This window comes from Arcobacter peruensis, from assembly GCF_003711085.1.
In the GTDB taxonomy this organism is placed as follows: Bacteria; Campylobacterota; Campylobacteria; order Campylobacterales; family Arcobacteraceae; genus Poseidonibacter; species Poseidonibacter parvus.
The window spans coordinates 618,484-640,425 of sequence record NZ_CP032363.1 but is presented as its reverse complement, the minus strand read 5'-3'; the positions used below and the strand labels follow the sequence as shown (position 1 = coordinate 640,425).

24 protein-coding genes are annotated in these 21,942 nt (G+C 27.5%); 13 read left to right on the top strand and 11 right to left on the bottom strand.

What is annotated here, in order from left to right; genetic code table 11:
* Window positions 1–112: 112 nt before the first annotated feature.
* Window positions 113–1,480, bottom strand: coding sequence for an oxygen-independent coproporphyrinogen III oxidase (gene hemN / locus D3Z07_RS03205; RefSeq protein ID WP_076086283.1), 1,368 nt, complete (start codon window positions 1,478–1,480; stop codon window positions 113–115).
* A 1-nt stretch (window position 1,481) separates the two neighbouring features.
* Complete coding sequence (gene argF, locus D3Z07_RS03200) at window positions 1,482–2,408, bottom strand: ornithine carbamoyltransferase (RefSeq protein ID WP_076086286.1); 927 nt, start codon at window positions 2,406–2,408, stop codon at window positions 1,482–1,484.
* Window positions 2,409–2,621: 213 nt separating this feature from the next.
* On the opposite strand from argF, the gene D3Z07_RS03195 reads away from it, so the two are divergent.
* Genes D3Z07_RS03195 through D3Z07_RS03185 form a run of 3 tightly spaced genes read left to right on the top strand, consistent with a single transcriptional unit; the run spans window position 2,622 to window position 5,533 of the window.
* Window positions 2,622–4,736, top strand: coding sequence for a ribonucleoside triphosphate reductase (locus D3Z07_RS03195; protein ID WP_122893070.1), 2,115 nt, complete (start codon window positions 2,622–2,624; stop codon window positions 4,734–4,736).
* A complete protein-coding gene (gene nrdD / locus D3Z07_RS14280; protein WP_076086292.1) occupies window positions 4,714–4,878 on the top strand; it encodes an anaerobic ribonucleoside-triphosphate reductase in 165 nt (54 codons plus the stop codon). The genes D3Z07_RS03195 and nrdD overlap by 23 nt, the downstream gene beginning before the upstream one ends.
* The gene (locus D3Z07_RS03185) at window positions 4,856–5,533 is read left to right on the top strand and encodes an anaerobic ribonucleoside-triphosphate reductase activating protein (RefSeq protein ID WP_122893069.1); all 678 of its coding nucleotides are present in this window, start codon (window positions 4,856–4,858) and stop codon (window positions 5,531–5,533) included. The genes nrdD and D3Z07_RS03185 overlap by 23 nt, the downstream gene beginning before the upstream one ends.
* Here D3Z07_RS03185 and D3Z07_RS03180 read toward each other — a convergent pair.
* Genes D3Z07_RS03180 through hemB form a run of 3 tightly spaced genes read right to left on the bottom strand, consistent with a single transcriptional unit; the run spans window position 5,510 to window position 8,277 of the window.
* Complete coding sequence (locus D3Z07_RS03180; protein WP_206423295.1) at window positions 5,510–6,190, bottom strand: response regulator transcription factor; 681 nt, start codon at window positions 6,188–6,190, stop codon at window positions 5,510–5,512. The two genes, D3Z07_RS03185 and D3Z07_RS03180, sit on opposite strands and share 24 nt — an antisense overlap.
* A 17-nt stretch (window positions 6,191–6,207) precedes the next feature.
* Entirely contained in the window at window positions 6,208–7,293 is a 1,086-nt protein-coding gene (locus tag D3Z07_RS03175) for a PAS domain-containing sensor histidine kinase (protein WP_122893068.1), read from the bottom strand.
* Window positions 7,294–7,302: 9 nt separating this feature from the next.
* Window positions 7,303–8,277, bottom strand: coding sequence for a porphobilinogen synthase (gene hemB / locus D3Z07_RS03170; RefSeq protein ID WP_122893067.1), 975 nt, complete (start codon window positions 8,275–8,277; stop codon window positions 7,303–7,305).
* A gap of 59 nt (window positions 8,278–8,336) precedes the next feature.
* Between hemB and ribA the strand changes: the two genes are divergently transcribed.
* The 7 genes from ribA to D3Z07_RS03140 all read left to right on the top strand — a co-directional run bounded on the left by ribA (window position 8,337) and on the right by D3Z07_RS03140 (window position 12,825).
* On the top strand, window positions 8,337–8,912 hold the full coding sequence (gene ribA, locus D3Z07_RS03165; protein WP_076086304.1) for a GTP cyclohydrolase II: 576 nt from the start codon (window positions 8,337–8,339) through the stop codon (window positions 8,910–8,912).
* Window positions 8,912–9,499 carry a 16S rRNA (guanine(527)-N(7))-methyltransferase RsmG gene (gene rsmG, locus D3Z07_RS03160; RefSeq protein WP_076086307.1) on the top strand — a complete coding sequence of 196 codons (588 nt, stop codon included), beginning with the start codon at window positions 8,912–8,914 and terminating at the stop codon, window positions 9,497–9,499. The genes ribA and rsmG overlap by 1 nt, the downstream gene beginning before the upstream one ends.
* Window positions 9,499–9,717 (top strand): PP0621 family protein, encoded by a 219-nt coding sequence (locus D3Z07_RS03155; RefSeq protein WP_076086310.1) that lies wholly within the window; start codon window positions 9,499–9,501, stop codon window positions 9,715–9,717. The genes rsmG and D3Z07_RS03155 overlap by 1 nt, the downstream gene beginning before the upstream one ends.
* A gap of 8 nt (window positions 9,718–9,725) precedes the next feature.
* Window positions 9,726–10,097, top strand: a complete 372-nt coding sequence (locus tag D3Z07_RS03150; protein WP_122893066.1) for a hypothetical protein — start codon at window positions 9,726–9,728, stop codon at window positions 10,095–10,097.
* A gap of 69 nt (window positions 10,098–10,166) precedes the next feature.
* Entirely contained in the window at window positions 10,167–10,322 is a 156-nt protein-coding gene (locus D3Z07_RS13830; protein ID WP_164707189.1) for a hypothetical protein, read from the top strand.
* On the top strand, window positions 10,315–12,330 hold the full coding sequence (glyS, locus tag D3Z07_RS03145; RefSeq protein ID WP_076086316.1) for a glycine--tRNA ligase subunit beta: 2,016 nt from the start codon (window positions 10,315–10,317) through the stop codon (window positions 12,328–12,330). The genes D3Z07_RS13830 and glyS overlap by 8 nt, the downstream gene beginning before the upstream one ends.
* A 21-nt stretch (window positions 12,331–12,351) precedes the next feature.
* The gene (locus D3Z07_RS03140; RefSeq protein WP_076086319.1) at window positions 12,352–12,825 is read left to right on the top strand and encodes a hypothetical protein; all 474 of its coding nucleotides are present in this window, start codon (window positions 12,352–12,354) and stop codon (window positions 12,823–12,825) included.
* 21 nt (window positions 12,826–12,846) lie between these two features.
* Here D3Z07_RS03140 and D3Z07_RS03135 read toward each other — a convergent pair whose 3' ends face one another.
* The 4 genes from D3Z07_RS03135 to D3Z07_RS03120 all read right to left on the bottom strand — a co-directional run bounded on the left by D3Z07_RS03135 (window position 12,847) and on the right by D3Z07_RS03120 (window position 17,469).
* Complete coding sequence (locus D3Z07_RS03135; protein ID WP_122893065.1) at window positions 12,847–14,229, bottom strand: sensor domain-containing diguanylate cyclase; 1,383 nt, start codon at window positions 14,227–14,229, stop codon at window positions 12,847–12,849.
* A gap of 79 nt (window positions 14,230–14,308) precedes the next feature.
* A complete protein-coding gene (gene msrA / locus D3Z07_RS03130) occupies window positions 14,309–14,803 on the bottom strand; it encodes a peptide-methionine (S)-S-oxide reductase MsrA (protein ID WP_122893064.1) in 495 nt (164 codons plus the stop codon).
* Window positions 14,804–14,905: 102 nt separating this feature from the next.
* Window positions 14,906–16,246 carry a DEAD/DEAH box helicase gene (locus D3Z07_RS03125; RefSeq protein ID WP_164707188.1) on the bottom strand — a complete coding sequence of 447 codons (1,341 nt, stop codon included), beginning with the start codon at window positions 16,244–16,246 and terminating at the stop codon, window positions 14,906–14,908.
* A gap of 83 nt (window positions 16,247–16,329) precedes the next feature.
* Window positions 16,330–17,469: a hypothetical protein gene (locus D3Z07_RS03120; protein WP_164707187.1), complete on the bottom strand. Its 1,140-nt coding sequence runs from the start codon at window positions 17,467–17,469 to the stop codon at window positions 16,330–16,332.
* 188 nt (window positions 17,470–17,657) lie between these two features.
* On the opposite strand from D3Z07_RS03120, the gene D3Z07_RS03115 reads away from it, so the two are divergent.
* Both D3Z07_RS03115 and D3Z07_RS03110 read left to right on the top strand, forming a co-directional pair.
* Window positions 17,658–17,954: a transposase gene (locus D3Z07_RS03115; RefSeq protein ID WP_076083151.1), complete on the top strand. Its 297-nt coding sequence runs from the start codon at window positions 17,658–17,660 to the stop codon at window positions 17,952–17,954.
* Window positions 17,930–18,832 (top strand): IS3 family transposase, encoded by a 903-nt coding sequence (locus D3Z07_RS03110; protein WP_122893061.1) that lies wholly within the window; start codon window positions 17,930–17,932, stop codon window positions 18,830–18,832. The genes D3Z07_RS03115 and D3Z07_RS03110 overlap by 25 nt, the downstream gene beginning before the upstream one ends.
* A 29-nt stretch (window positions 18,833–18,861) precedes the next feature.
* On the opposite strand, the gene D3Z07_RS03105 is transcribed toward D3Z07_RS03110, so the two are convergent.
* On the bottom strand, window positions 18,862–19,566 hold the full coding sequence (locus D3Z07_RS03105) for a hypothetical protein (protein WP_122893060.1): 705 nt from the start codon (window positions 19,564–19,566) through the stop codon (window positions 18,862–18,864).
* A gap of 15 nt (window positions 19,567–19,581) precedes the next feature.
* On the bottom strand, window positions 19,582–21,066 hold the full coding sequence (locus tag D3Z07_RS03100) for a carboxypeptidase M32 (RefSeq protein WP_122893059.1): 1,485 nt from the start codon (window positions 21,064–21,066) through the stop codon (window positions 19,582–19,584).
* A 129-nt stretch (window positions 21,067–21,195) separates the two neighbouring features.
* Between D3Z07_RS03100 and D3Z07_RS03095 the strand changes: the two genes are divergently transcribed.
* Entirely contained in the window at window positions 21,196–21,942 is a 747-nt protein-coding gene (locus tag D3Z07_RS03095) for an alpha-ketoglutarate-dependent dioxygenase AlkB family protein (RefSeq protein WP_122893058.1), read from the top strand.

Here is a 21,942-nt window from a genome sequence, read left to right as displayed (position 1 = left end):
AATTTATAATATTTATAATAAAAAATTAATATACTAAAAAGTTGGTTAATAGTTGATAAAAAGGGAAGAGGTTAGAATTAAATAGAGTAGTTTAAATAAAGAGAAGCTAAGACTAAATAGTCTTAGAAAATCTTCTTTTATCTTCAGGTATTTTGTTTAAATATGCATCAAAAGGCATACAAATATTTCTAATTAACATAGTTCCTGTTTGAGAAACTTGAATTTTTTCATCAGATATTTCTACAAGTTGCGCTTCAACGAATTCTTGTAAGGCTTCAATTGCATCAGCGAAATATTCTTTAAAGTTTACATTAAATTGCTCTTCAACTCTTTTTATATTTAATGAAAAATTAGACATTAATTCCATAATAACAAATTGTCTTAATTGGTCATCATCACTTAATCTATAACCTTTAAATACAGGTAAATCACCATTATCTAGTGCAGCTTCATAAGTAGGAATATCTTTAAAATTTTGAGCATAATAATCAACACCATTTCCAATTGAAGTTAAACCAATTCCAATTAGATCAGCTCCACCTTTTGTAGTATAACCTTGAAAGTTTCTATGTAATTCGCCTTTTTCAATAGCTTTAAATAACTCATCTTCAGGTTTAGCAAAGTGATCCATTCCAACCATTTTATAACCATTAGATGTAAAGAAATCAATTGTATCTTTTAACATTTCTAGTTTTTCTTCTGGTTTTGGAAAAGTAGATTCATCAAACTTTCTCATAGTTTTCATAAGCCATGGAACATGAGCATAATTAAAAACTGCAAATCTATCTGTATCTAAAGTAATCATTTTTTCTAGTGTTTTTCTAAAACTTTTTTTAGTTTGATGAGGAAGTCCATAAATTAAATCTGTATTAACAGAATGAATTCCTGCATCACGTGCAATTTTGATTACATTTTGTGTTAATTCAAAAGGTTGAATTCTATGAATAGTTTTTTGTACTTGTTCATCTAAATCCTGTACACCAAAACTTAATCTATTACAACCTCCAGCTTTTAAAACGTCCATATGCTCTTTTGTAAAGAATCTTGGATCAACTTCACATGAAACTTCAGCATCTGCTCTAAAATTTGGAAATACTTCTTTTACAGCATTTATAACCTCTTCTAGTTGCTTAGGAGAGAAAAAAGTTGGTGTTCCTCCACCAAAGTGCATTTGAGTAACTTCTCTGTTAGTATTCAAATGCTCTTTTAATATATTTAATTCTTTTTTTAAGTATGTAATATATTCAACTTTTTTTTCTTCTTTTGAAGTAAAAATAGTATTACATCCACAAAAATAACAAGCACTTCTACAAAATGGCATATGTATATAAATAGAGATTGCTCTATCATCACTTTGGTTTTTGTAGTAAGCTTTTAAATCATCTTGTGTAAATTCTTCACTAAACTCTGGAGCTGTTGGATATGATGTATATCTTGGTCCTGGTCTTGAATATTTTTCAAATTTTTTAAAATCAATCATATTAAGAGTTTCTCTTTCTATCTAACCAAACCATTACACCTTTTTGTGCATGTAGTCTGTTTTCTGCTTCTTCAAAAATTAAACTTTGAGAGCCTTCCATTACTTCCTCACTTACTTCGTAACCTCTGTATGCTGGTAAACAGTGTAAGAAAATAGCTTTATCTTGAGCTAAATTCATCATCTTTTGGTCAACAATATAACCATCAAAGTCTTTAAGTCTTTGCTCTTTTTCATCTTCTTGTCCCATTGAAACCCAAGTATCAGTTGTAACAACTGTTGCATCTTTTACCGCATCTTTAGGATTATTTCCAATAGTGATTTTAGCACCTGAAAGTTTTGCCATCTCTAAAGCTTTTTCTAAAATCTCAGCATTAACCTCGTAACCTTTAGGTGTTGCAATTCTAAGTTCAAATCCTATTTTTGCACATAAGTTTAACCATGAATGAGCAAGATTATTTCCATCACCTACATATGCTACTACTAAGTCTTTATCCAAACCTGCTTCTTGAATTGTCATATAATCAGCCATTAATTGAACTGGATGGTACTCTGTTGTTAAACCATTTATTACAGGAACTTTTGAATACTTTGTAAATTCTTCAATTTTTTCATGTCCAAAAGTTCTAATCATAACCATATCTACCATACTTGAAATTACTCTTGAAGTATCACTTAAAGGTTCACCACGTCCAAGTTGTATATCATTTGATGAAAGGAAAAGTCCTACTCCACCTAATTGGTAAATACCAGTTTCAAAAGATACTCTAGTTCTTGTAGAACTTTTTTCAAATATCATTCCTAAAGTTTGCTTTGGCATATACTCTTTGAAGTCTTTGTTTTTAGTCTCTTCTTTGATTTGCTTAGCAAGTTCTAATATCTCAAGAATCTCTTCTTTTGTATAATCTGCTAATGTTAAGAAATGTCTCATAATTATTTCCTCTGTAATTAATAAAAGCTGATATTCTATATGAATTAGCATTATTACTAACTTAAATTTGACTTTATTTAAATAAAAGTTTAGAGATTTAGGTAATGAAAAACTTAATAAAAAGCCCATATAATGACACTTTTGTGACAAATTGTGTTATTTGCTATTAAGAAAATCTCATCTATACTTACGAATATTTTTAAGGAAAAGTAAATGATTGAAGAGATTTTAAAAAGAGATGGTTCAAAGCAAAAATTTGAAGCATATAAAATAGAAGATGTAATAAAAAATGCATTTAAAAGTGTTAATATTGTTTACTCACAAGCAGTTTTTTTTAATGTTATTGAGTTAATTAAACAAAAAAGAGTCGTAGCAGTTGAAGATATTCAAGATATTATTGAAAAAGAGTTATATAAAGCTAGATATTTTGAAGTAATGAAATCTTTTATTGTTTATAGACATTTACATAAAATACAAAGAGAACAAGTTTTACAACTTGAAACAGATACTACATATATAAATTCAAGTCAAACTATACAAGAGTATATAAATGGTTCTGACTGGCGTATTAAAGCCAATTCAAATACTGGATATTCACATGCGGGACTTATAAATAATAGTGCAGGAAAAGTTATTGCAAACTATTGGCTTGATAAAGTTTATTCAAAAGAAGAAGGCTATGCACACAGAAATGCTGATTATCATATACATGATTTAGATTGTTTAAGTGGTTATTGTGCAGGTTGGTCTTTAAGGGTTTTACTTGATGAAGGTTTTAATGGTGTTAGAGGTAGAGTTGAAAGTTCTGCTCCAAAGCATTTTAGAGAAGCTTTAGGACAAATGGCAAACTTTTTGGGAATATTACAAAGTGAATGGGCAGGAGCTCAAGCTTTTTCTTCTTTTGATACTTATTTAGCACCTTATGTTTTTAAAGATAAACTCTCATACAGTGAAATAAAAAAAGCTGTTAGGTCATTTATTTATAATTTAAATGTTCCAGCACGTTGGGGACAAAGCCCTTTTACAAATATTACAATTGATTGGACAGTTCCACAAGATTTAAAAGATCAAATTCCTACTTCAAATCAAGAACATCTATTAAAAGATGTTAAAGATGATCAATTATTAGAAGCAATTAAACAAAAAGGCTACTCTACTTTTGAGCAATTAACATACAAAGATTTTCAAAAAGAGATGAATCTTATTAACAAAGCTTATTATGAAGTAATGACTCAAGGTGATAAAACAGGTCAACCTTTTACTTTTCCAATTCCAACAGTTAATATTACAGAAGATTTTGATTGGTATGGAGAAAATACTGATATATTATTTGAAAACACTGCAAAGATTGGGTCTTCATATTTTCAGAATTTTATTGGAAGTCAATATATAAAAGATAAAAATGGAAAACTAATACCAAATGATAAGGCATATAAACCAGGTCATGTAAGATCAATGTGTTGCAGATTACAGCTTGACTTAAGAGAGTTACTAAAGCGTGGTGGTGGTTTATTTGGAAGTGCTGAAATGACAGGAAGTATTGGTGTTGTAACTATAAATATGGCTAGACTTGGCTTTTTATATAAGCAAGATATTAATGGTTTATTAAAAAGATTAGAAGAGTTAATGCTTTTAGCTAAATCAACACTGGAGAAAAAAAGAGTATTTGTTCAAGATATGTATGATAGAGGACTTTTCCCTTATACACAAAGATATCTACCTGGCTTTAATAATCATTTCTCAACAATTGGTGTAAATGGTATGAATGAGATGATTAAAAACTACTTTGAAAATGACACTGATTTATCAAGTGAACTTGGAAATACTTTTTGTAGTGAAATTTTAGATTTTATGAGAGATAAAATGATTGAGTTTCAAGAAGAAACTGGAAATCTTTATAATCTTGAAGCAACACCTGCTGAAGGGACTACTTATAGGTTCGCAAAAGAAGATAAAAAAAGATATGAAAATATTATTCAAGCAGGTAGCGAAGATAATATTTATTATACAAATTCATCACAATTACCAGTAGATTTTACTGATGATCCTTTTGAAGCCTTAAGCTTACAAGATGAACTACAGTGTAAATACACAGGAGGAACAGTTTTACATCTTTATATGAATGAAAAATTGTCTTCAATAGATGCTTGTAGAAAATTTGTAAAAAATACAATATCTAATTTTAAATTACCATATATAACAGTTACACCACTATTTTCAGTATGTGAAAAACATGGTTACTTAAATGGAGAACATGAATTTTGCCCAAAATGTGATGAAGAAATCTTAGCAAAGGAGAAAAGTAATGAACAAACAAGAAGTGCTTGATGCAAATGAAAATAAAAGAACAAGATGTATGGTTTATACAAGAGTTATGGGTTATCACAGACCAGTAGAGAGTTTTAATATTGGAAAAAAAGCTGAACATAAACAAAGAGTAAAATTTGTTGAATCAAAGAATTGTTTATAATCTAACGAAGTTTACAACAACTGATTACGTAGGACACTTGTCTTGCGTAATTTGGTTTATAAAGTGTAACTTTAGATGTGAGTATTGCTATAACGATGATTTAGTTTACTCTAAAACTGGTAATTACACATTAGATGAATGCTTAGAGTTTTTAAAAACTAGAGTAGGGTTACTAGATGCAGTTGTATTATCAGGTGGTGAAGCTAGTATTCATAATTTAGTTGATTTTTGTATTGAGCTTAAAAAGCTTGGCTTTAAAATTAAACTAGATACAAATGGAACAAACCCAAAACAAATAAAAAAATTAATTTCTTTAAATTTGATTGATTATATGGCCATTGATTTTAAAGCAACAAAAGAAAAGTTTTATGAAATTACTAAAACTAATATGTATGATGAATATATAAAAACTATAACATATTTAATAAAAATTAACTTTGATTTTGAAATTAGAACGACGGTCCATTCACAACTTTTAAACAGTTATGATATAAATGAGATGATTAGTGTATTAGAAAATATTGGTTATAAAAATACTTATTATTTACAAAACTTTTTACAAACCCCTACAAATATAGGAGATATTAAAGAAGAAAGTATATTTAATAAAGATGATATTAAATCAAATACTTTAAATATTACTTGGAGAAATTAAATAACCCTGACCAGAAGCATTTTGTATTAAGTCTCTTGAAGTTTTTAGTCTTAATCTTTTTATAAAGGTTCTAAGCCTTTCATCATTTACTTCTTCTTCCCAAATCGTTTCTTTTATTGTTGAAGCTTCTACAACTTCATTTTGATGTTTTAATAATAAGTAAAAAAACTCTTTTTCTCTTTTCGTTAAACTTATCAATACCCCGTCCTTATACAATGTAGTGGAATTATTATCAAAAACAAAACCATCTTTTAATTTAACTTTTCTTCGTTTATTTAATGTTGGTGCAATTTTATTAATATGCTCTAATACCTCATCAGGATCAAAAGGCTTTATAAAATATTTATTTATTCCTATATCAATAGCTTTTAGCAGTTTTTCTTTATCTGAATGTGCACTTAGAACAATAATTGGAGTTAATTCATCTATTTCTTTTATTAAAATAGTCATTTCTAAGCCATCAGTTATTGGCATCATAATATCTGTTATTACAATATCAGGTTTATTCATCTTAAATCTTTTTAAACCCTCTTGCGCATCTTTTGCAATAAATACTTTATGAAAGTAATCATTTAATGCATCTTTTAATAAACTTGCAATTTTAACTTCATCTTCAACAATTAGTATTTTTAGTGTTTTTAATAAGTTTAAATTCATTTTCAAATTATCTTACTTTAATTATTTGGTATTAAAATACTAAATTTTGAACCATCTTTAATATTTTTATGTTCTATTCTTCCATTTAAACTTTTTTCAATAATCATCTTTGACATAAAAAGTCCTAACCCTGTACCTTGTGATTTATGTTTACTAGTAAAATAAGGTTCGAATATTTTATCAATAGATTCTTTATTTATTCCTAAAGCATTATCTTCTACATAAATACAAGCATAATTTATATTATCAATAATTTCATCTTTTAAAACTATACTGATTTTTTTATTTATAATGTTATTAACAATAAATGCATCTTTTGCATTTTGAATTAGGTTTATGATAACTTGAACTAACTCATTTGATACCCCTAAAGCTTTACAATCTTCAAAAATAGTAATCTTAATATCAATTTGCTCTTGTATTATTACCTTATTTAATATATTTACAGCTTCATTTATTGCATCTTTTATTATAAAAATTTCTTTATCTTTTTTAGGATTGAAAAAATTTGTAAAGTCTTCTATTGTATTAGACATATTTTTTATTAACGTAATGCTATCTTTGTAAAGCAAATCAACTTTTTGTTCATCTTTTTTTAATGATGCTTTTTTCATATTGTATAAAGTAAGATTTAACTCAGTTAAAGGTTGTCTCCATTGATGTGCTATATTTGCAATCATTTGACCAAGTGAAGCCATTCTTGATTGCATAAAGAGAATTTTCTGTTTTTCTTCTAAATCTTTTTGAAGTTGTTTTTCTTTTGTAACATCATATCTTATTGCTATAAACTCTTTTATATTTGCTTCATCATCTAAAATAGGAGTAATTGTAGTATTTAAATAAACAGTGTTGCCATTTTTACAAAGATTTTTAACAGTTGCCTTGTAAGATTGCTTTGAAAGTATTGTTTTCCATAATGCTTCAAAATCTGAACAGAGTGCATCTGGATGTCTTACTATATTATGGTTTTGACCTAGAAGTTCATCTCTTGTATATCCGCAGATTTTACAAAACTCATCATTTACAAAAGTGATAATTCCGTTAATATCAGTTTTTGATACTATATTTGAATTTTCAATTGCGTCTTGATAAGTATTGCTCATTTTATTTAACTATGCTTTTTTCATTAACTCACAAGCTTCTTTAGCATGGTAAGTTATGATTATATTTGCTCCAGCTCTTTTAAAGCCCATAAGAGTTTCCATCATAACTCTTTCATAATCAATTAAACCTGCTGCTCCTGCATTTTTAAGCATTGCATACTCTCCACTTACGTTATATACACATAGTGGAAGTTTTGTTTCATTTCTAATATCTCTAATTACATCTAAAAATGCAAGAGCTGGTTTAACCATTAAGATATCAGCACCTTCTTTTTCATCTTGTAATGATTCTTCAATAGCTTCAAGTCTATTTGCTGGATTCATTTGATAAGTTCTTCTATCTCCAAAAGATGGTGTTGATTCAGCAACATCTCTAAATGGTCCATAATAACCACTTGCAAATTTAGTTGAATAAGCCATAATAGGTAAGTTTTCATATCCATTCTCATCTAAAGCAGTTCTAAGCGTTGTGATAATTCCATCCATCATTCCTGAAGGTGCAATCATATCAGCACCTGCTTTTGCATGTACTATTGCTTGTTGAGCTGAAATTTCTAATGTTTTATCATTATCAACTGTTTGTGTTTTAGGATCTAGTATTCCACAATGTCCATGGTCTGTATATTCACAAAAACATAAATCAGTTACAACAAACATTTGAGGGAACTTTTCTTTTATAGCTCTTATTGTTCTCGAAATAATACTTTCATTACATAAACACTCACTTCCTACTGAATCTTTTACATCAGGAATTGCAAAAAGGATAATTGATTTTAAATCAATACTAATTAAGTACTCACACTCTTTTAGTATTTCATCAATACTCATTTGAAATACTCCAGGCATTGAAGATACTTCATTTTTAATACCTTCTCCCTCTCGTACAAACAGTGGATATATAAAGTCATCTGGTGTAACTGTAGTTTCTTGCACTAGATTTCTTAAAGTTTCATTTATTCTTAGTCTTCTAAATCGTTTAAACATTCTATTTACCTCTTTTGGTTATAATCTGCGAATTATAACAATAATAAGGTTTAAAGACAATGAATATAATACAATCAAATATTGCAAACCTGCCTACAAAACATGGAAATTTTAGAATAAAAGCTTATACACAGGACAATCAAGAACATTTAGCAATTATGAGTGAGGATTTTGAAAATATACAAATACCTTATGTACGAGTTCACTCAGAATGCTTAACAGGTGATGCACTAGGAAGTTTAAAGTGTGATTGCCAGAATCAATTAAATTTATCATTAGATTTTATAGGAGAAAATGGTGGTTTAGTAATATACCATAGACAAGAAGGAAGAAACATAGGCTTACTAAATAAAGTGAATGCTTATTGTTTACAAGATAAAGGTAGAAATACTATAGAAGCTAACTTAGAGTTAGGCTTTAAAGAAGATGAGAGAAATTATAAAATAGTAAAACATATTTTTAATGATTTAAATATCAAAAAAATTAAACTAATTACTAATAACCCTCATAAAATAGAATATATAAAAAGTATTGGGGTTGAAATAGTTGAAAGAATTCCTGCTATTACAGAGGTTAATAAACACAATATTGATTACCTAAATACAAAAAAAGATCAAATGGGGCATATGCTGTAATGAACTTACAAGAACTTTTAGAACAAAACGATTTTAGTTTTGATAGTAAATTTTACAAAGATTGTAATATCTTTGTAGGATTATTACAACAATGGGGTAAAGTTCATAATTTAAGTGGACGATTAAGTACTGAAGATATTAATGAAAATATTTTAGATTCGATATATCCTTTAAAATTTATTGCAGAATATAAAAGCTTTGCAGATATAGGAACAGGGGCAGGTTATCCTGGACTTTTACTAGCTATTGCAAATAGAGACTGTAAAGCTTATTTAATAGAACCAAGAGTTAAAAGAGTTGCATTTCTAAATTTTGTAAAAGCTTCTTTAAAACTTGATAATCTAACTGTAATTTGTGATAGAGTTGAGAAGGTAGAAGATTTAAAAGTAGATTTGATTACTTCAAGAGCTGTTACAAATACAGCACTTTTATTAGATATTACAAAAAATATTATTAACGAGAATCCTTCATATTTATTTTATAAAGGTAGCATGTTAAACGAAGAATTAGAAGTAGCAAAAGTTAATCAAAATTATAAAATAGTCAATAGAAATGATAGAAACTATTTATATATAAAAGGTAAGTAATGATTTTAAAAATATTAGCAATAGCGGCAGTTTTATTTTTAGTATATATAATCTTTTTCAAGAAGAACAGAGAAAAAGATATTATAAAAAAGAAAGATGTGAAATATGAAGATGAAATGGTTGAATGTCCAACATGTAAAACATATATTTCAACAAAAGAATCAATTGTAAGTAATGGAAAATATTACTGTTCAAAAGATTGTTTAGCTAATAAATAGGAGTTTGTATGATACTTATTGGGGATAAACTTATTCCATTTGATGATTTAGTAAACATTTCTTCTCTTGAAGAAATAAAAAACACTAAAGCAAATAGTATTATTTCATTTCGTTACAACGAAAATTTATTGACTTATTCATCGAAAAATGAACTTGATTTTGCAGTAGTAATTACATCAATTAAAGAAGCAATTTATGCAAACTGTTTAAATGCTAGGTATATAATTTGTCAAAAAGATTTAAGTAAAGATGTACAAAAAATAGCAGACAATTATATGTTTGATTCTAAAGTATTAGCTATTATAGAATCTTGTGATGAAATAGAAGAAATAGCACAAAATGAAATAGATGGAATCATCTATAAAGAAATAATAAAATAAGCAAATCTTAATAATTAAGAGATTTTTAGATAAAATGTCTGCTTTTATTAAGAAAATATTAGGATAAATATGAAAGATATATTAGATACAGTAATACTTATTATGTTTATAATTATGGTAGCAATGTTTATCATTAATTTTAATAGACAACAAATCAAGAAACATACAGATAAAGTTGAAGAAAACGAAAAAAGAAACAAACAGAAGGAAACTATAGATGAATAAACCATTACTAATTGAAATTGGTGTAGAAGAATTACCAGCCATTCCATTTTTAAAAGAGTTACCAAATATTGAAAAAAAATGGTCGGATATATTAGAAAAGAATAGATTATTATGTGATTTTGAATTTTATTATACTCCAAGAAGATTAGTATTATGGCATAAAGAGTTTCAATTAGCTCAAGAAGATTCAGTAGTTGAACAATTTGGAGCTCCTGTTAAAATAGCTTTTAAAGATGGTGAACCAACAGGTGCTGCACTTGGATTTGCTAAAAAATGTGGTGTTGATGTTTCAGAACTTGATAGAATTGATCAGGGTAAAGGTGAAGTTCTTTACTTTAAAAAAGAAGTAAAAGGAAGTGCTGCAAAAGATTTACTAAACGATATGGTAAATGAATTTATGAAATCACTTAACTTTGGAAAATCTATGAGATGGGGAGATAGAAGTGATTCTTTCATTAGACCTATTAGATCTTTATCTATTGTATTAGATCATGAAGTAGTTGAGGGTGAATTATTTGGTGTTAAATCATCAAACTTCTCATTTGCTCATAGAATGGTTTCTTATGAGCCCTTCTCATACTCTTTTGCAGGTGATTATTTTGCTAAACTTGATAACAATGGTGTTATTTTATATCCTGATGAAAGAAAAGAAAGAATTCTTTCTCAAATGAAAGATATAGAAACAAAACACGGTGTTAAAATTGATATTGATGAAGAACTACTTGAAGAAGTAGTTGCTATTACTGAATATCCAACTGCTTTAATTGGTAAGTTTGATTTAGAGTTTCTTGAGCTTCCTGAAGAAGTAATTGTAACATCTATGAAAGAACACCAAAGATACTTTGCAGTTTATAAAGATGGTGTTTTAACAAACAATTTTATTGTTGTATCAAATTCTAAAACAGAAGACTTTGGATTTATTATTGAAGGTAATGAAAAAGTATTAAGACCAAGACTTGCTGATGGAATGTTCTTTTACAAAAACGATATTGCAAATGGGTTATCTAATGAAGGACTTAAAAAGCTTACTTTTGTTGAAGGTTTAGGTTCAATGTATGAAAAATCTCAACGTGAAGCAAAAATTGCAAATCATTTAGCTATTTTATTTGACGAAGAAAAGAAAGAATTAATTGAAAAAGCTGTAATGCTTTCAAAAGCTGATCTTATGTCAGAAATGGTATTTGAATTTACTGAACTTCAAGGTTTAATGGGTTACTACTATGCAAAACTAGCAGGTGAAGATGAAGCAGTATACACAGCACTAAAAGAGCAATATTTACCTGATGGTGAAGACTCAGAACTTCCATCAAGTACTTTCTCTTCAATTATTGCACTTTCATATAAACTTGATAACTTAATGGGATTATTCTCTGTTGGAAAAATTCCAACAGGTTCAAAAGATCCATTTGGTCTAAGACGTGCATCTGCAGGTATTGTAAAAATTGCAATTGAGCATAAATTACCAATAGACTTATCAAAAATCATTGATGCATTAGCTTCTAATTATGAAGGTTTAGATAAAAAACAATTAGTTGAATTCTTTAATGATAGACTATTTAAAATCTTTGAAGTTAATCCTTCTGTTTTAAAAGCAGTTTTAGGAAGTGGTGAAACTGACATTTACGAGATTTCACAAAAATTATGTGCTTTAAATCCAATTGTACAAAGTGATTCATTTAAAGAGTATTCTTCAACATTTAAAAGAGTTGCAAATATCATTAAAGATGTTAACTTAGATGTTACTTTAACTATTAATGAATCATTACTAGAAGATGATGCAGAAAAAGAGCTTGTGTCTAAATACAATGAAGTAACTTCAAAATCATATGTTACATATGATGAAGAACTAGAAGCATTATTTGCAATGAAGCCTGAACTTGATACTTTCTTTGAAAAAGTTTTTGTAAATCATGAAGATGAAGCAATTAAAGCAAACAGAAAAAATACAATTGCTCTTGTATATCAAGCATTCAAAAAAATTGCTGATATTAAAGAAATTACAATTTAAATTAAAAAAGAGTCAAACTTTATGAAGTACTTGACTCTTTTCCTTAAAATTATAGCTTATGCTATAACACTTCCCTTATTTATTATATGGTTACTTTTTTGTGCAATTATTGCACTAATTGGTGCTTTTCTTCCTAAAAAGAATATTGCTATAAATCTTGATAATGTAAAAAGAAAACAGACCGTTTGTAGTGTCTTAAATAAAAAAGGTCTATTAAGTAATGAAGAGTATAATTTTGAAACAAATGAAGTAGCTTCACAATATGAAGGTACAGCTTTTACAGGTTATTTACTTATTTTAGCACCAATAATTTTTTTATTAAAAAATACAAGTTTTGCAGATAGTTTTGTTTTGATTATTGTTCATAAATGGATGGATGTTCATAATTTTAAGAAACCTACTGGATATAAAGCTAATAAGTTTTATTTAGGATTAGCAAATACTTGTGTAGCAATTGCAGCTAATGTTGGGCAATTTTTACATTTACTTAAATAAAATAAATTAGTTTTAAAATATTTATATTATAGTAATTCTATTTTTACCTTCTTTTTTTGAATGATACATAGCTTTATCAGCTCTTTCTAGAAGTTTTAATATGGAATCATTTTCTTTATATGAGGAAATTCCAAAACTTGCAGTTTTATATTCTGCTATATTTAGTTTATTTCTTTCTATCTTAGTTCTTAATTTTGTTAAATGGTCTAAAGTAGAGATAATTTTCAATTTATTTTTTTCTTTTTCTAGATCATCAGTATAGTTTAGCTTATTGATTATTGAATAAGATAAAAGTAATAAGCAAGAAAATATTGCTATCTCTCCTGGTACTTCATTCCAAGTTATAATTCCTGATGCTACTAAATAAGAATAAAGCCAATAAATTGAAATTATAAAGAAACTAAAGGTAATAATTTTAGTTTCTTTATCTCCTTTATAAAAGAAATAAATCATAAAGAAAGTTAATATAGGAAGAGATAGAAAATTATATAAAATATCAAAATACTCATACGTTGAAGGCAGTGAATAAAATCCAAGTAAAGAACCAGCAATAGCGCAAATAAAATAAACTACATGAATTTGCCACAATCTTCCTATAAGATTAAAGGGCACTTTTTCCTTTATAGTTTTATCCATATACAAAGCCATTCCAATTGGAAAGAAAAAGAACACAGAAGCTAGTATATATTGTTTTAATAAGGGAAAGTATAAATATAATTCAATAATTTTTGCAGAAACAAGTAAATCTGCTCCTTGTGCTAAAAATAATAAACCTAGTATTAATAATTCTACTCTTTTCCATCGTGATAAAAATGATAAAAATAGTATTACACCTACAAATATAGAAACAGAACCTACCATAATTTTTGGCATACTAGTATTAAGTAGTTTTTTGTACAAATCACTTTCTGATAATATTAAAATTTCTCCCCATAATCCTATATCAAGATAATTGGAGTAGACTCTTATATATAAATATTCTCCTGAGCTATTTTGCGGTAAAGAAATTTTATGCCAAGGCCATCCGCTAAATTTTCCTTTTCCTTCTTCATTAAAATTTCCAAAGTGATATATTTGCTCTTTTTTATAATAAAATTGAGAAATCAAATCAATACTTGAAATATATAAAATAGGGTTGTTCATTAAGTTATCAGGAATTTTAACTCTAAACCAGGCATTTGTTTTTAAAGCTCTATTTGGAGGATTACTTGGAAACTTAATCTCTTTCCATTCTTTAGAGTTTTCATTTTCTATAGTCCATTTTGGGATATCATTTTTAAAATCAGAATCTCCCCATCTATATTCCCATTTACTATTTGTTAGGTCAATAGTTTGTATTTCATCTGCAAAAGAAGAATTGATATTTAATATGATAATACATAGGATTATAAATAACTTTTTCATTACTTATTATAGTCTTGTCTTATAAATAATAATATTAAACCATAAAGAAGATTTTCTTTATAGTTTTTATTTGTAATGTTTATTGAAGAAATGATCCAAATCTCTCTGAATGGCATGTATATCCATTAGGATTTCTTACTAAATAATCCTGATGATCTGCTTCAGCAGGCCAAAATGTATCAAAAGGTTCTAATGTTGTAACAACTGGGGCTTCCCATTTTCCTGATTCATTTACGATTTTTATAATCTCTTTAGCTGTTTCTAGTTCTTCTTCATTTTGTATGAATATTGTTGAACGATAGCTTGATCCTATATCATTACCTTGTCTATCAATTGTTGTAGGATTGTGTATTCTAAAAAAATAATCAAGGATTTCTTTAAAAGATGTTATCGTAGGATCATAAGTAAGTTCAATACCCTCCGCATGTCCAGGATGGTTTCTATATGTTGGGTTACTATTTTCCCCACCTTGATAACCAACTTCCGTATCAATGATACCTTTTTGATTTCTGAATAAATCTTCCATTCCCCAAAAACAACCGCCTGCAATATATGCTTTCTTATAATTTGACATTTAATTTTCCTGTATTTAAAATTTTATAATATTTTGTAAATCACTTTTATAGTAATCAAGATATTTTACACCATTTAGTTTAAAGTTTCCAAAAATAAAGACTTATGAAATCATTGGCTTAACATTGTTAATTACAATATCTAAAACTTCATTTTTCTTTTTATTTATCCAACCTGTTGTTTCATCATTGTAAATGATTATATTTGCACTGTTTTTATTTTTAAATGGTCTCATAGCTCTTCCTATGATTTGTTGTAAACGTGCTGTATCTTCAAAAGGAGGGTAGGCAGGACTTGCGCAAAATACATTTTTAATAGAAGGAATATCAGTACCTTCTCCTAGAAGTTTTGAAGTTCCTATTAAAACATAATCTGTAATTTTGTTTTCTGTCAAATCAGAAAATATCTCATTTCTTTGTTTTGCTTTTGTACTTGCATCAATATATAATACATTATAAGAAGATGATAATTCTTCTTTCAATGTTTGTCCCAATTCAAGAGTATTGACTAAAACTACAGATTGATTAGACTTAAACTTGTTTCTTTCGAACTTTAGAGAATTTTTAATATCATTTAGTATAAATTCTTTTCTCTTTTTTGATTTATCAATATTTTTTTTAAGCATTCCTAGTTTTATATTAAAATCTAATGTTCGTAAGTATTCTTGGTCTATATTAATTTTATAATTAGTATTTTTAAATTTTATATTTGGTTGAACTAAAAATCCATTTCTATATAAATCTAGTATATTAACACTTGCCCTTTCTTCTCCAACTAAATCATAAAGTCTTTGTTCATTTTTAATATTATTTCTATATGGTGTTGCCGTAAGACCGTGTTTATACATAGCAGGAATAGAAGATACGATATTATAATAAACATCTGCACTAGCTTTATGCATTTCATCGCAGATAATTTGTGAATATCTGTCATCTTTAATTCTTTGTAATGTTGCTTCATTGTTTAATGATTGCCATGTAGTGATTAATATAGGAGCTCCAAACTCTTTTTTTGAAGAACTCAGCTCACCTATCATTGATGGGTCAATATCTAAAATATCTTGAAATCTTTTTTTTGTTTGCTTTACTAAATCATATTTAGGAACAATAAAAAGTGTTCTTATATTTCTTTTAGCAATTAAATATGCAGCTATGTTTGTTTTTCCAGAACCTGTAGGAGCGTAAATATAGCCTGTAAGTGTAGTTCTTGTAAATTTATCAATACAAGCTTGTTGGAAATCTCGTGCTTGAAAATTCTTAATATTAATAGTTGCTTGATTTTTTATAATTTGACACTTATCTCTAGCGGGTACATTTACGTTCCATTTTATATCAGTACAAATATTCTTAAATTTACTTAACAATGACAAGACTTCGCCATAAGGGAAGATTTTTTCAATAGTTCCATCTATTAGTTTAACTTGTGAGCCTATTATTAATTGCATCATATCTCCTAAGAATATTTCATTTTTAAGATTATATGTAAAAAAATTCTAATATTTCAAAATGATAACAATTTGTAATGTTTTTAAAAGTCAAAGAGTGATTCTTGGCTTTTATTAAAGGGTTCTATGAGTTTATAAGCTTCTTTTACATAATAATTAAAGTCTAAAAACTCGTATGAAAAATCTTCTATATTATTACAAAGTTCTACTTTGTATCCTACGTTTATTCCTATTACTCTTTGTTCTGAATCTTTATTTAAAGGTGGTAGAATCTTTTTTAAAGGAAATCCATTTTTACTTATAAAATATCTAATAGTATTAGATAAAGGTATGTAAGTCTTTTGTAGTGAGTATACTTTTTCAAGGACTAAGTCTATATTTTTTGTAGCTTTAAAGTTTAATAAAAAGTCATATTTATTTCTATGATTATGAATAAACTCTTCAATTTTAATACCTTTTATTAAATATGCTTCTACTGCTTTTTGAACTACTAAAGAAGAGTGATTTTGATTCCATGCTAAGTCATATTTGTATGTACCTATTTTTTTAGCTTCGCCATTTTCTTTCAAAGCTACATAGTTATTAACATCTCTAATCCAAAGCTTTTCATATATTATCTCTTCTAGTTCTAATCCAGTAAAATCTTGCCATTTTTTTGAGATATCTTCATATTTTGATTTGTCTTTCTTTGCTATTTTAAAAGTAAGACCATCAGTATTTGCTTGTATTAAAGTTACTGTTTGTATTTGCATTAGTTTTTCAGCAAGCATACACAACATCAACTGCCCATTAATCGTAATATCCAAAGTCATCTTGAAGTCATAAAAAGGACTAAACTGATTGTTTGTATCTCCATATGTTGAGTTTAGAGCTAGTTTTAGCATTTTGTTTTGAGAAGTACCTTTTTTATAAGAAAATCTCAAATCTCGAATTTCTTTATATATATCAACAAACTCAATTCCAAGATGTTCTGGATATAAATTATTTTGAATTACAATAGATGGATAGTAACTAGCAACATCAACATCTATTATTAAAAAATCATTACTTTTATCATAGAACTTACTCTCTACACTTCCATGTAAACCCCCAGTTCCAAAATAGAAAGTAAAACCTTTATAGTTTAAATGTAAAGATTGAGCTTCATTTTTAGAGTTTAGTGTACAATAAGAGCCAAGTTCCCCTAGATTGTCTTGGCTAATATTTGAAAAAACTTCATTCATAGAATTTGAATACTGCTTTTTTAGATACTTAAGTAGACTTTGAAACTCTACTGTTTCAAAATTAATATAGTCAAAGATAATTTTGTTAAAGTCCAAGAAGTTTCTAATAGTCTGTTTGGAGTGGTAACATGAATTCATACTCGGAATTTAACAATTCTGAGATAAAATAAAATGAATAAAGGTTACAAATGAGAAAGAGTAAATACAGTAAAGAGTTCAAAGATTCCACAGTACAATTAATTTTAAATGATGGTGAAAGCGTTGTAAAAGTAGCAAAAGATTTAGGTTTAAATACAAAGACATTATATCATTGGGTTACTATATATAAAAAAGCTCATAATATACCAATACGAGATATAAATTCTTCTTCTAAAGAAAGTGATAATGAAGAACTAAAACGACTGAGACGTGAGAATAAAATACTAAAACAAGAAAGAGACATTTTAAAAAAGGCAGCAGCATACTTCGCAAAAGAAACTCTATAAGGTATGCTTGGATATTTGAGAATAAAAAGAGTTTTAGCATTAAGCTTATGTGTAAAGTTGTTAAAGTAGATTTATCTTCTTATTACCATTGGATAAAAACAGGGTCTGTTGTAAAAAAAGTAGATAAAAAACTTAATGAATTAATTGAGATTATTTTTCTTCAAGGTAGGAATAACTACGGTACTCGTAGGATTAGAGATAAACTAAAAGAATTATATGGATTAATTATTTCAAGAAGACGTATTTCAAATATCATGAAAGATTTAAATCTAAAAGTTAAAATGAAAAGAAGATATAAAAATACAACTGATTCTAATCATAATCTGCCAATTGCACCTAATATCTTAAATAGAGACTTTTATGCTTCAAGTCCAGATCAAAAATATGTAGGGGATATTACTTACATTCCAACAGGTGAAGGCTGGTTATATTTAGCAACGGTAATTGACCTATACTCAAGAAAAGTAGTTGGCTGGAGCATGGATGATACGATGAAAGTATCATTGGTAAATGATGCATTAAGTATGGCAATACTTCATAGGAATCCACCTTCTGGACTCATTTGGCACACAGATAGAGGCTCACAATATGCTTCTTATAGCCATAAAGATTTATTATTAAAAAACAATATTACACAAAGTATGAGTCGAAAAGGCAATTGCTGGGACAATTCTGTTGCTGAGAGTTTTTTTAAATCATTGAAACAAGAATTAGTTTATAACACATATTTTTATACAAAGAAACAAGCTAAAAAAGAGATATTTGAATATATTGAATTTTATTATAATAGAGTTAGAAGTCATAGTTATGTAGGAAATTTATCTCCTGTTAAATTTGAAGAAAAACAAAATGCGTTACAAAGTGAAATGGTGGCTTAGGGATAAGCAAAAAAGTGTATGAATTTTAGTTACCTCTCCAGTTTTGGTTTACCATTTACATAACATATATCTTTTCCAAGTTTTTCTTCAAGATTACGAATAAAGTATCTTTTACCTATTTTTGTATCACTGTAGTTGAGCATATTTTCATTGTATTTTAAACTTAAGTCTTCTCTAAACTCTATGGCTTCTTTTGAGTGCTCGAAGAATAATAGCGTAGCTTCTACATCGTGTTTATTATACTTAATTAGATTGTCAAAGTCATTTGGTTTTATATCTTCACCTATTTTAAAGTCCAAATCTTCAATAGAATCCATACGCATATTTACTTCTAATACTTTTAGGCTAACTCTCGTAGCTTTATAGTCAAAATTGTGTATTTTCATAAGATCAAGTTGATTGATTTTTAAAGTATTTTTATCTTCTTTGTAAATGATATTGTTTTTGATAAGTGAATCTGCAAAAAGAAAAACTTTATAAACTAGTTCTTTTATAGAATAACTCTTTGCATTTTTATAAATAAACTGTAGTACTGCATAATCAAAGTTTAGGTTATTGTATCCTACTAATATCTTTTCATTTTTACTAAGCCACTCAAGTGTTTTTAAAAACTTTGTTAAGTCGTTTACTCTGGAGCTTAGTTCAAATACTCTTAACTCTTTATTTTGTGCATTTTGAATAACACAAGTGAATATATTAGGAAAGGTTTCTACATCATAAATATAATATTTCATAGTTTTGTATTAACTTTAATTAAATAAATACCTATTTTCAAGGTGTTCTTTAAAGTATTTAGGATTTAAAGACTCACCAGTAGCTTTACTCATTAATTCATCTGTAGAATAAATACTTGCATTACTCCAAATATTTTCTTTTAGCCATGATTTAATTTGAGATAAATCTCCATTTGCTATTGAGTCATTTATATTTGGATGAACTTTTTTAACAGTATTAAATTGTTGTGCTGCATACATAGCTCCTAAGGTATATGATGGAAAATATCCAAATAAACCTTCACTCCAATGAACATCTTGCATACAAGCATTTTTATAGTTATCTTTTGTATTTAATCCTAGAGCTTCTTGCATTTTATCATTCCACATATCTGGAATATCTGAAGTTTGAATTTGTCCATTTATTAAAGCTTTCTCAATTTCATATCTTAAAATCACATGTGAAGCATAAGTAACTTCATCAGCATCTACACGAATCAAAGAAGGTTCAACTTTTGAATAAATTTTTACTAAATTATCAAGAGCAAGTGCTTCATCATTTCCAAAAGATTCAATGATATATGGATGAATTGATTTTAAAAACTCACCACTTCTTCCCATTTGCATTTCAAAAAATAGACTTTGACTTTCATGTATTCCCATAGACCTTGCAAGTCCAACTGGAAGAGCTAATAAGTCTTGTGGTAAATTTTGCTCATATGAAGCATGTCCTGTTTCATGTATCGTACCCATTAAAGATTGCACAAAATCATTTTCGTCATATCTTGTAGTTAGTCTTACATCTTCAGGAACTCCTCCACAAAAAGGATGAGCTGAGATATCTATTCGACCTTTGTTGAAATCAAATCCTAAATGTTTCATTACTTTTATACCAAGTTCTTTTTGAGCTTTTATTTCAAATATACCTTGTGGCTTAATAAATGTTTGTGATTTTTGCTTTTCTACAATATTTTGAATAAGTTCTGGCAGCCAAGTTTTTACATCTGCAAAAATACCATCTAATGTTTGGCTTTTCATTCCAGGTTCAAATAAATCCAAAAGAGAATCATAAGCACTTAATCCATTTATTTCAGATCTAATCCTTGCCTCTTCTTTCGATAGCTTTATAACTTCATTTAGCCTTGGTTCAAAACCTTTCCAATTATTATTTGCTCTTTGCTCAATCCAGGTATGATTACATTTTGAGTGAGCTAAACTTTGTGCTTTTACAAGATCGCTTGGAAGAATGGTATTACTTGTATATGTTTTTTGCATTTCTCTTAAAGATGCTTTTTGTATTGCGTTTAAATTTTCACCCATAGCATCATTTAAAAGTAGGGCTATTTCTTTATCTACTGATGCTTCATGAATAATCACTCCAAACTCTGCCATTGCTTTTGCTCTTGCATCGCTTGAACCACTAGGCATCATACTTTGTTGATCCCAATAAACAATAGATTGCATATGAGATAAGTGATGTATTCTTTCATATTTCTCTACAAGCTTTTTATATGCTTTCATCAATATCCTTAAGATTAAAATTAAAAAGATTTTAGCATAAAAAGTTTTTAATAAGCTACTGTTTATTTATTCAAAGTATTCATAGGATAAAATTACATTATATAAATAATATTAAAATAAAAGTTTAAAATGAATCTATTTAGTGATTATAAAAATAATGATAATTTACCTTTTCTTATCCCTTTAAGAGACGGTTATAGCATAAAATGGAATGATAGTCTAAAAGGCTATGATATAAAAATACCCCATGGTGAGCTATTTTATGCTAAAGACTTTTTTGATACAAAAATAAGTGACAGAAGTGTTGAGTATTTTTTAGAAAATGATACCATTGATTCTAATATTAAAAACTACAGAGAGTTTGAAAAAGATAAATTGCAATCTATCCAATTTAAAAATATATTATGGCAACATGACAAAATACTTATGTTTGGTAAGGAAATATATGTACCACGATATTCAGCATGGTATGGTGATGAAAATATATCATATACATACTCAGGCATCACATTTCAAGCTAAAAAATGGAATAAAGGTTTATTATATATCAAACAAAAGATTGAAGAAACTCTAAATCTTAAGTTTAATAGCGTATTACTAAATTGGTATAGAGATGGTGATGACCATATGGGTTGGCATGCTGATGATGAAAAAGAACTTGGTAAAAACCCAATTATTGCTTCTGTAAATTTTGGTGAAGAAAGAGACTTCTTAATAAAATCTAATAAAACAGATGAAAAGATAACAATACCTTTGAAACATGGCACTCTTCTAATTATGTCTGGGGAAATACAACATCATTGGAAGCATTCAGTTCCAAAAAGAAAAAAAAGAAAAAATGCAAGATTCAATTTAACTTTTAGAACTATAAAATAG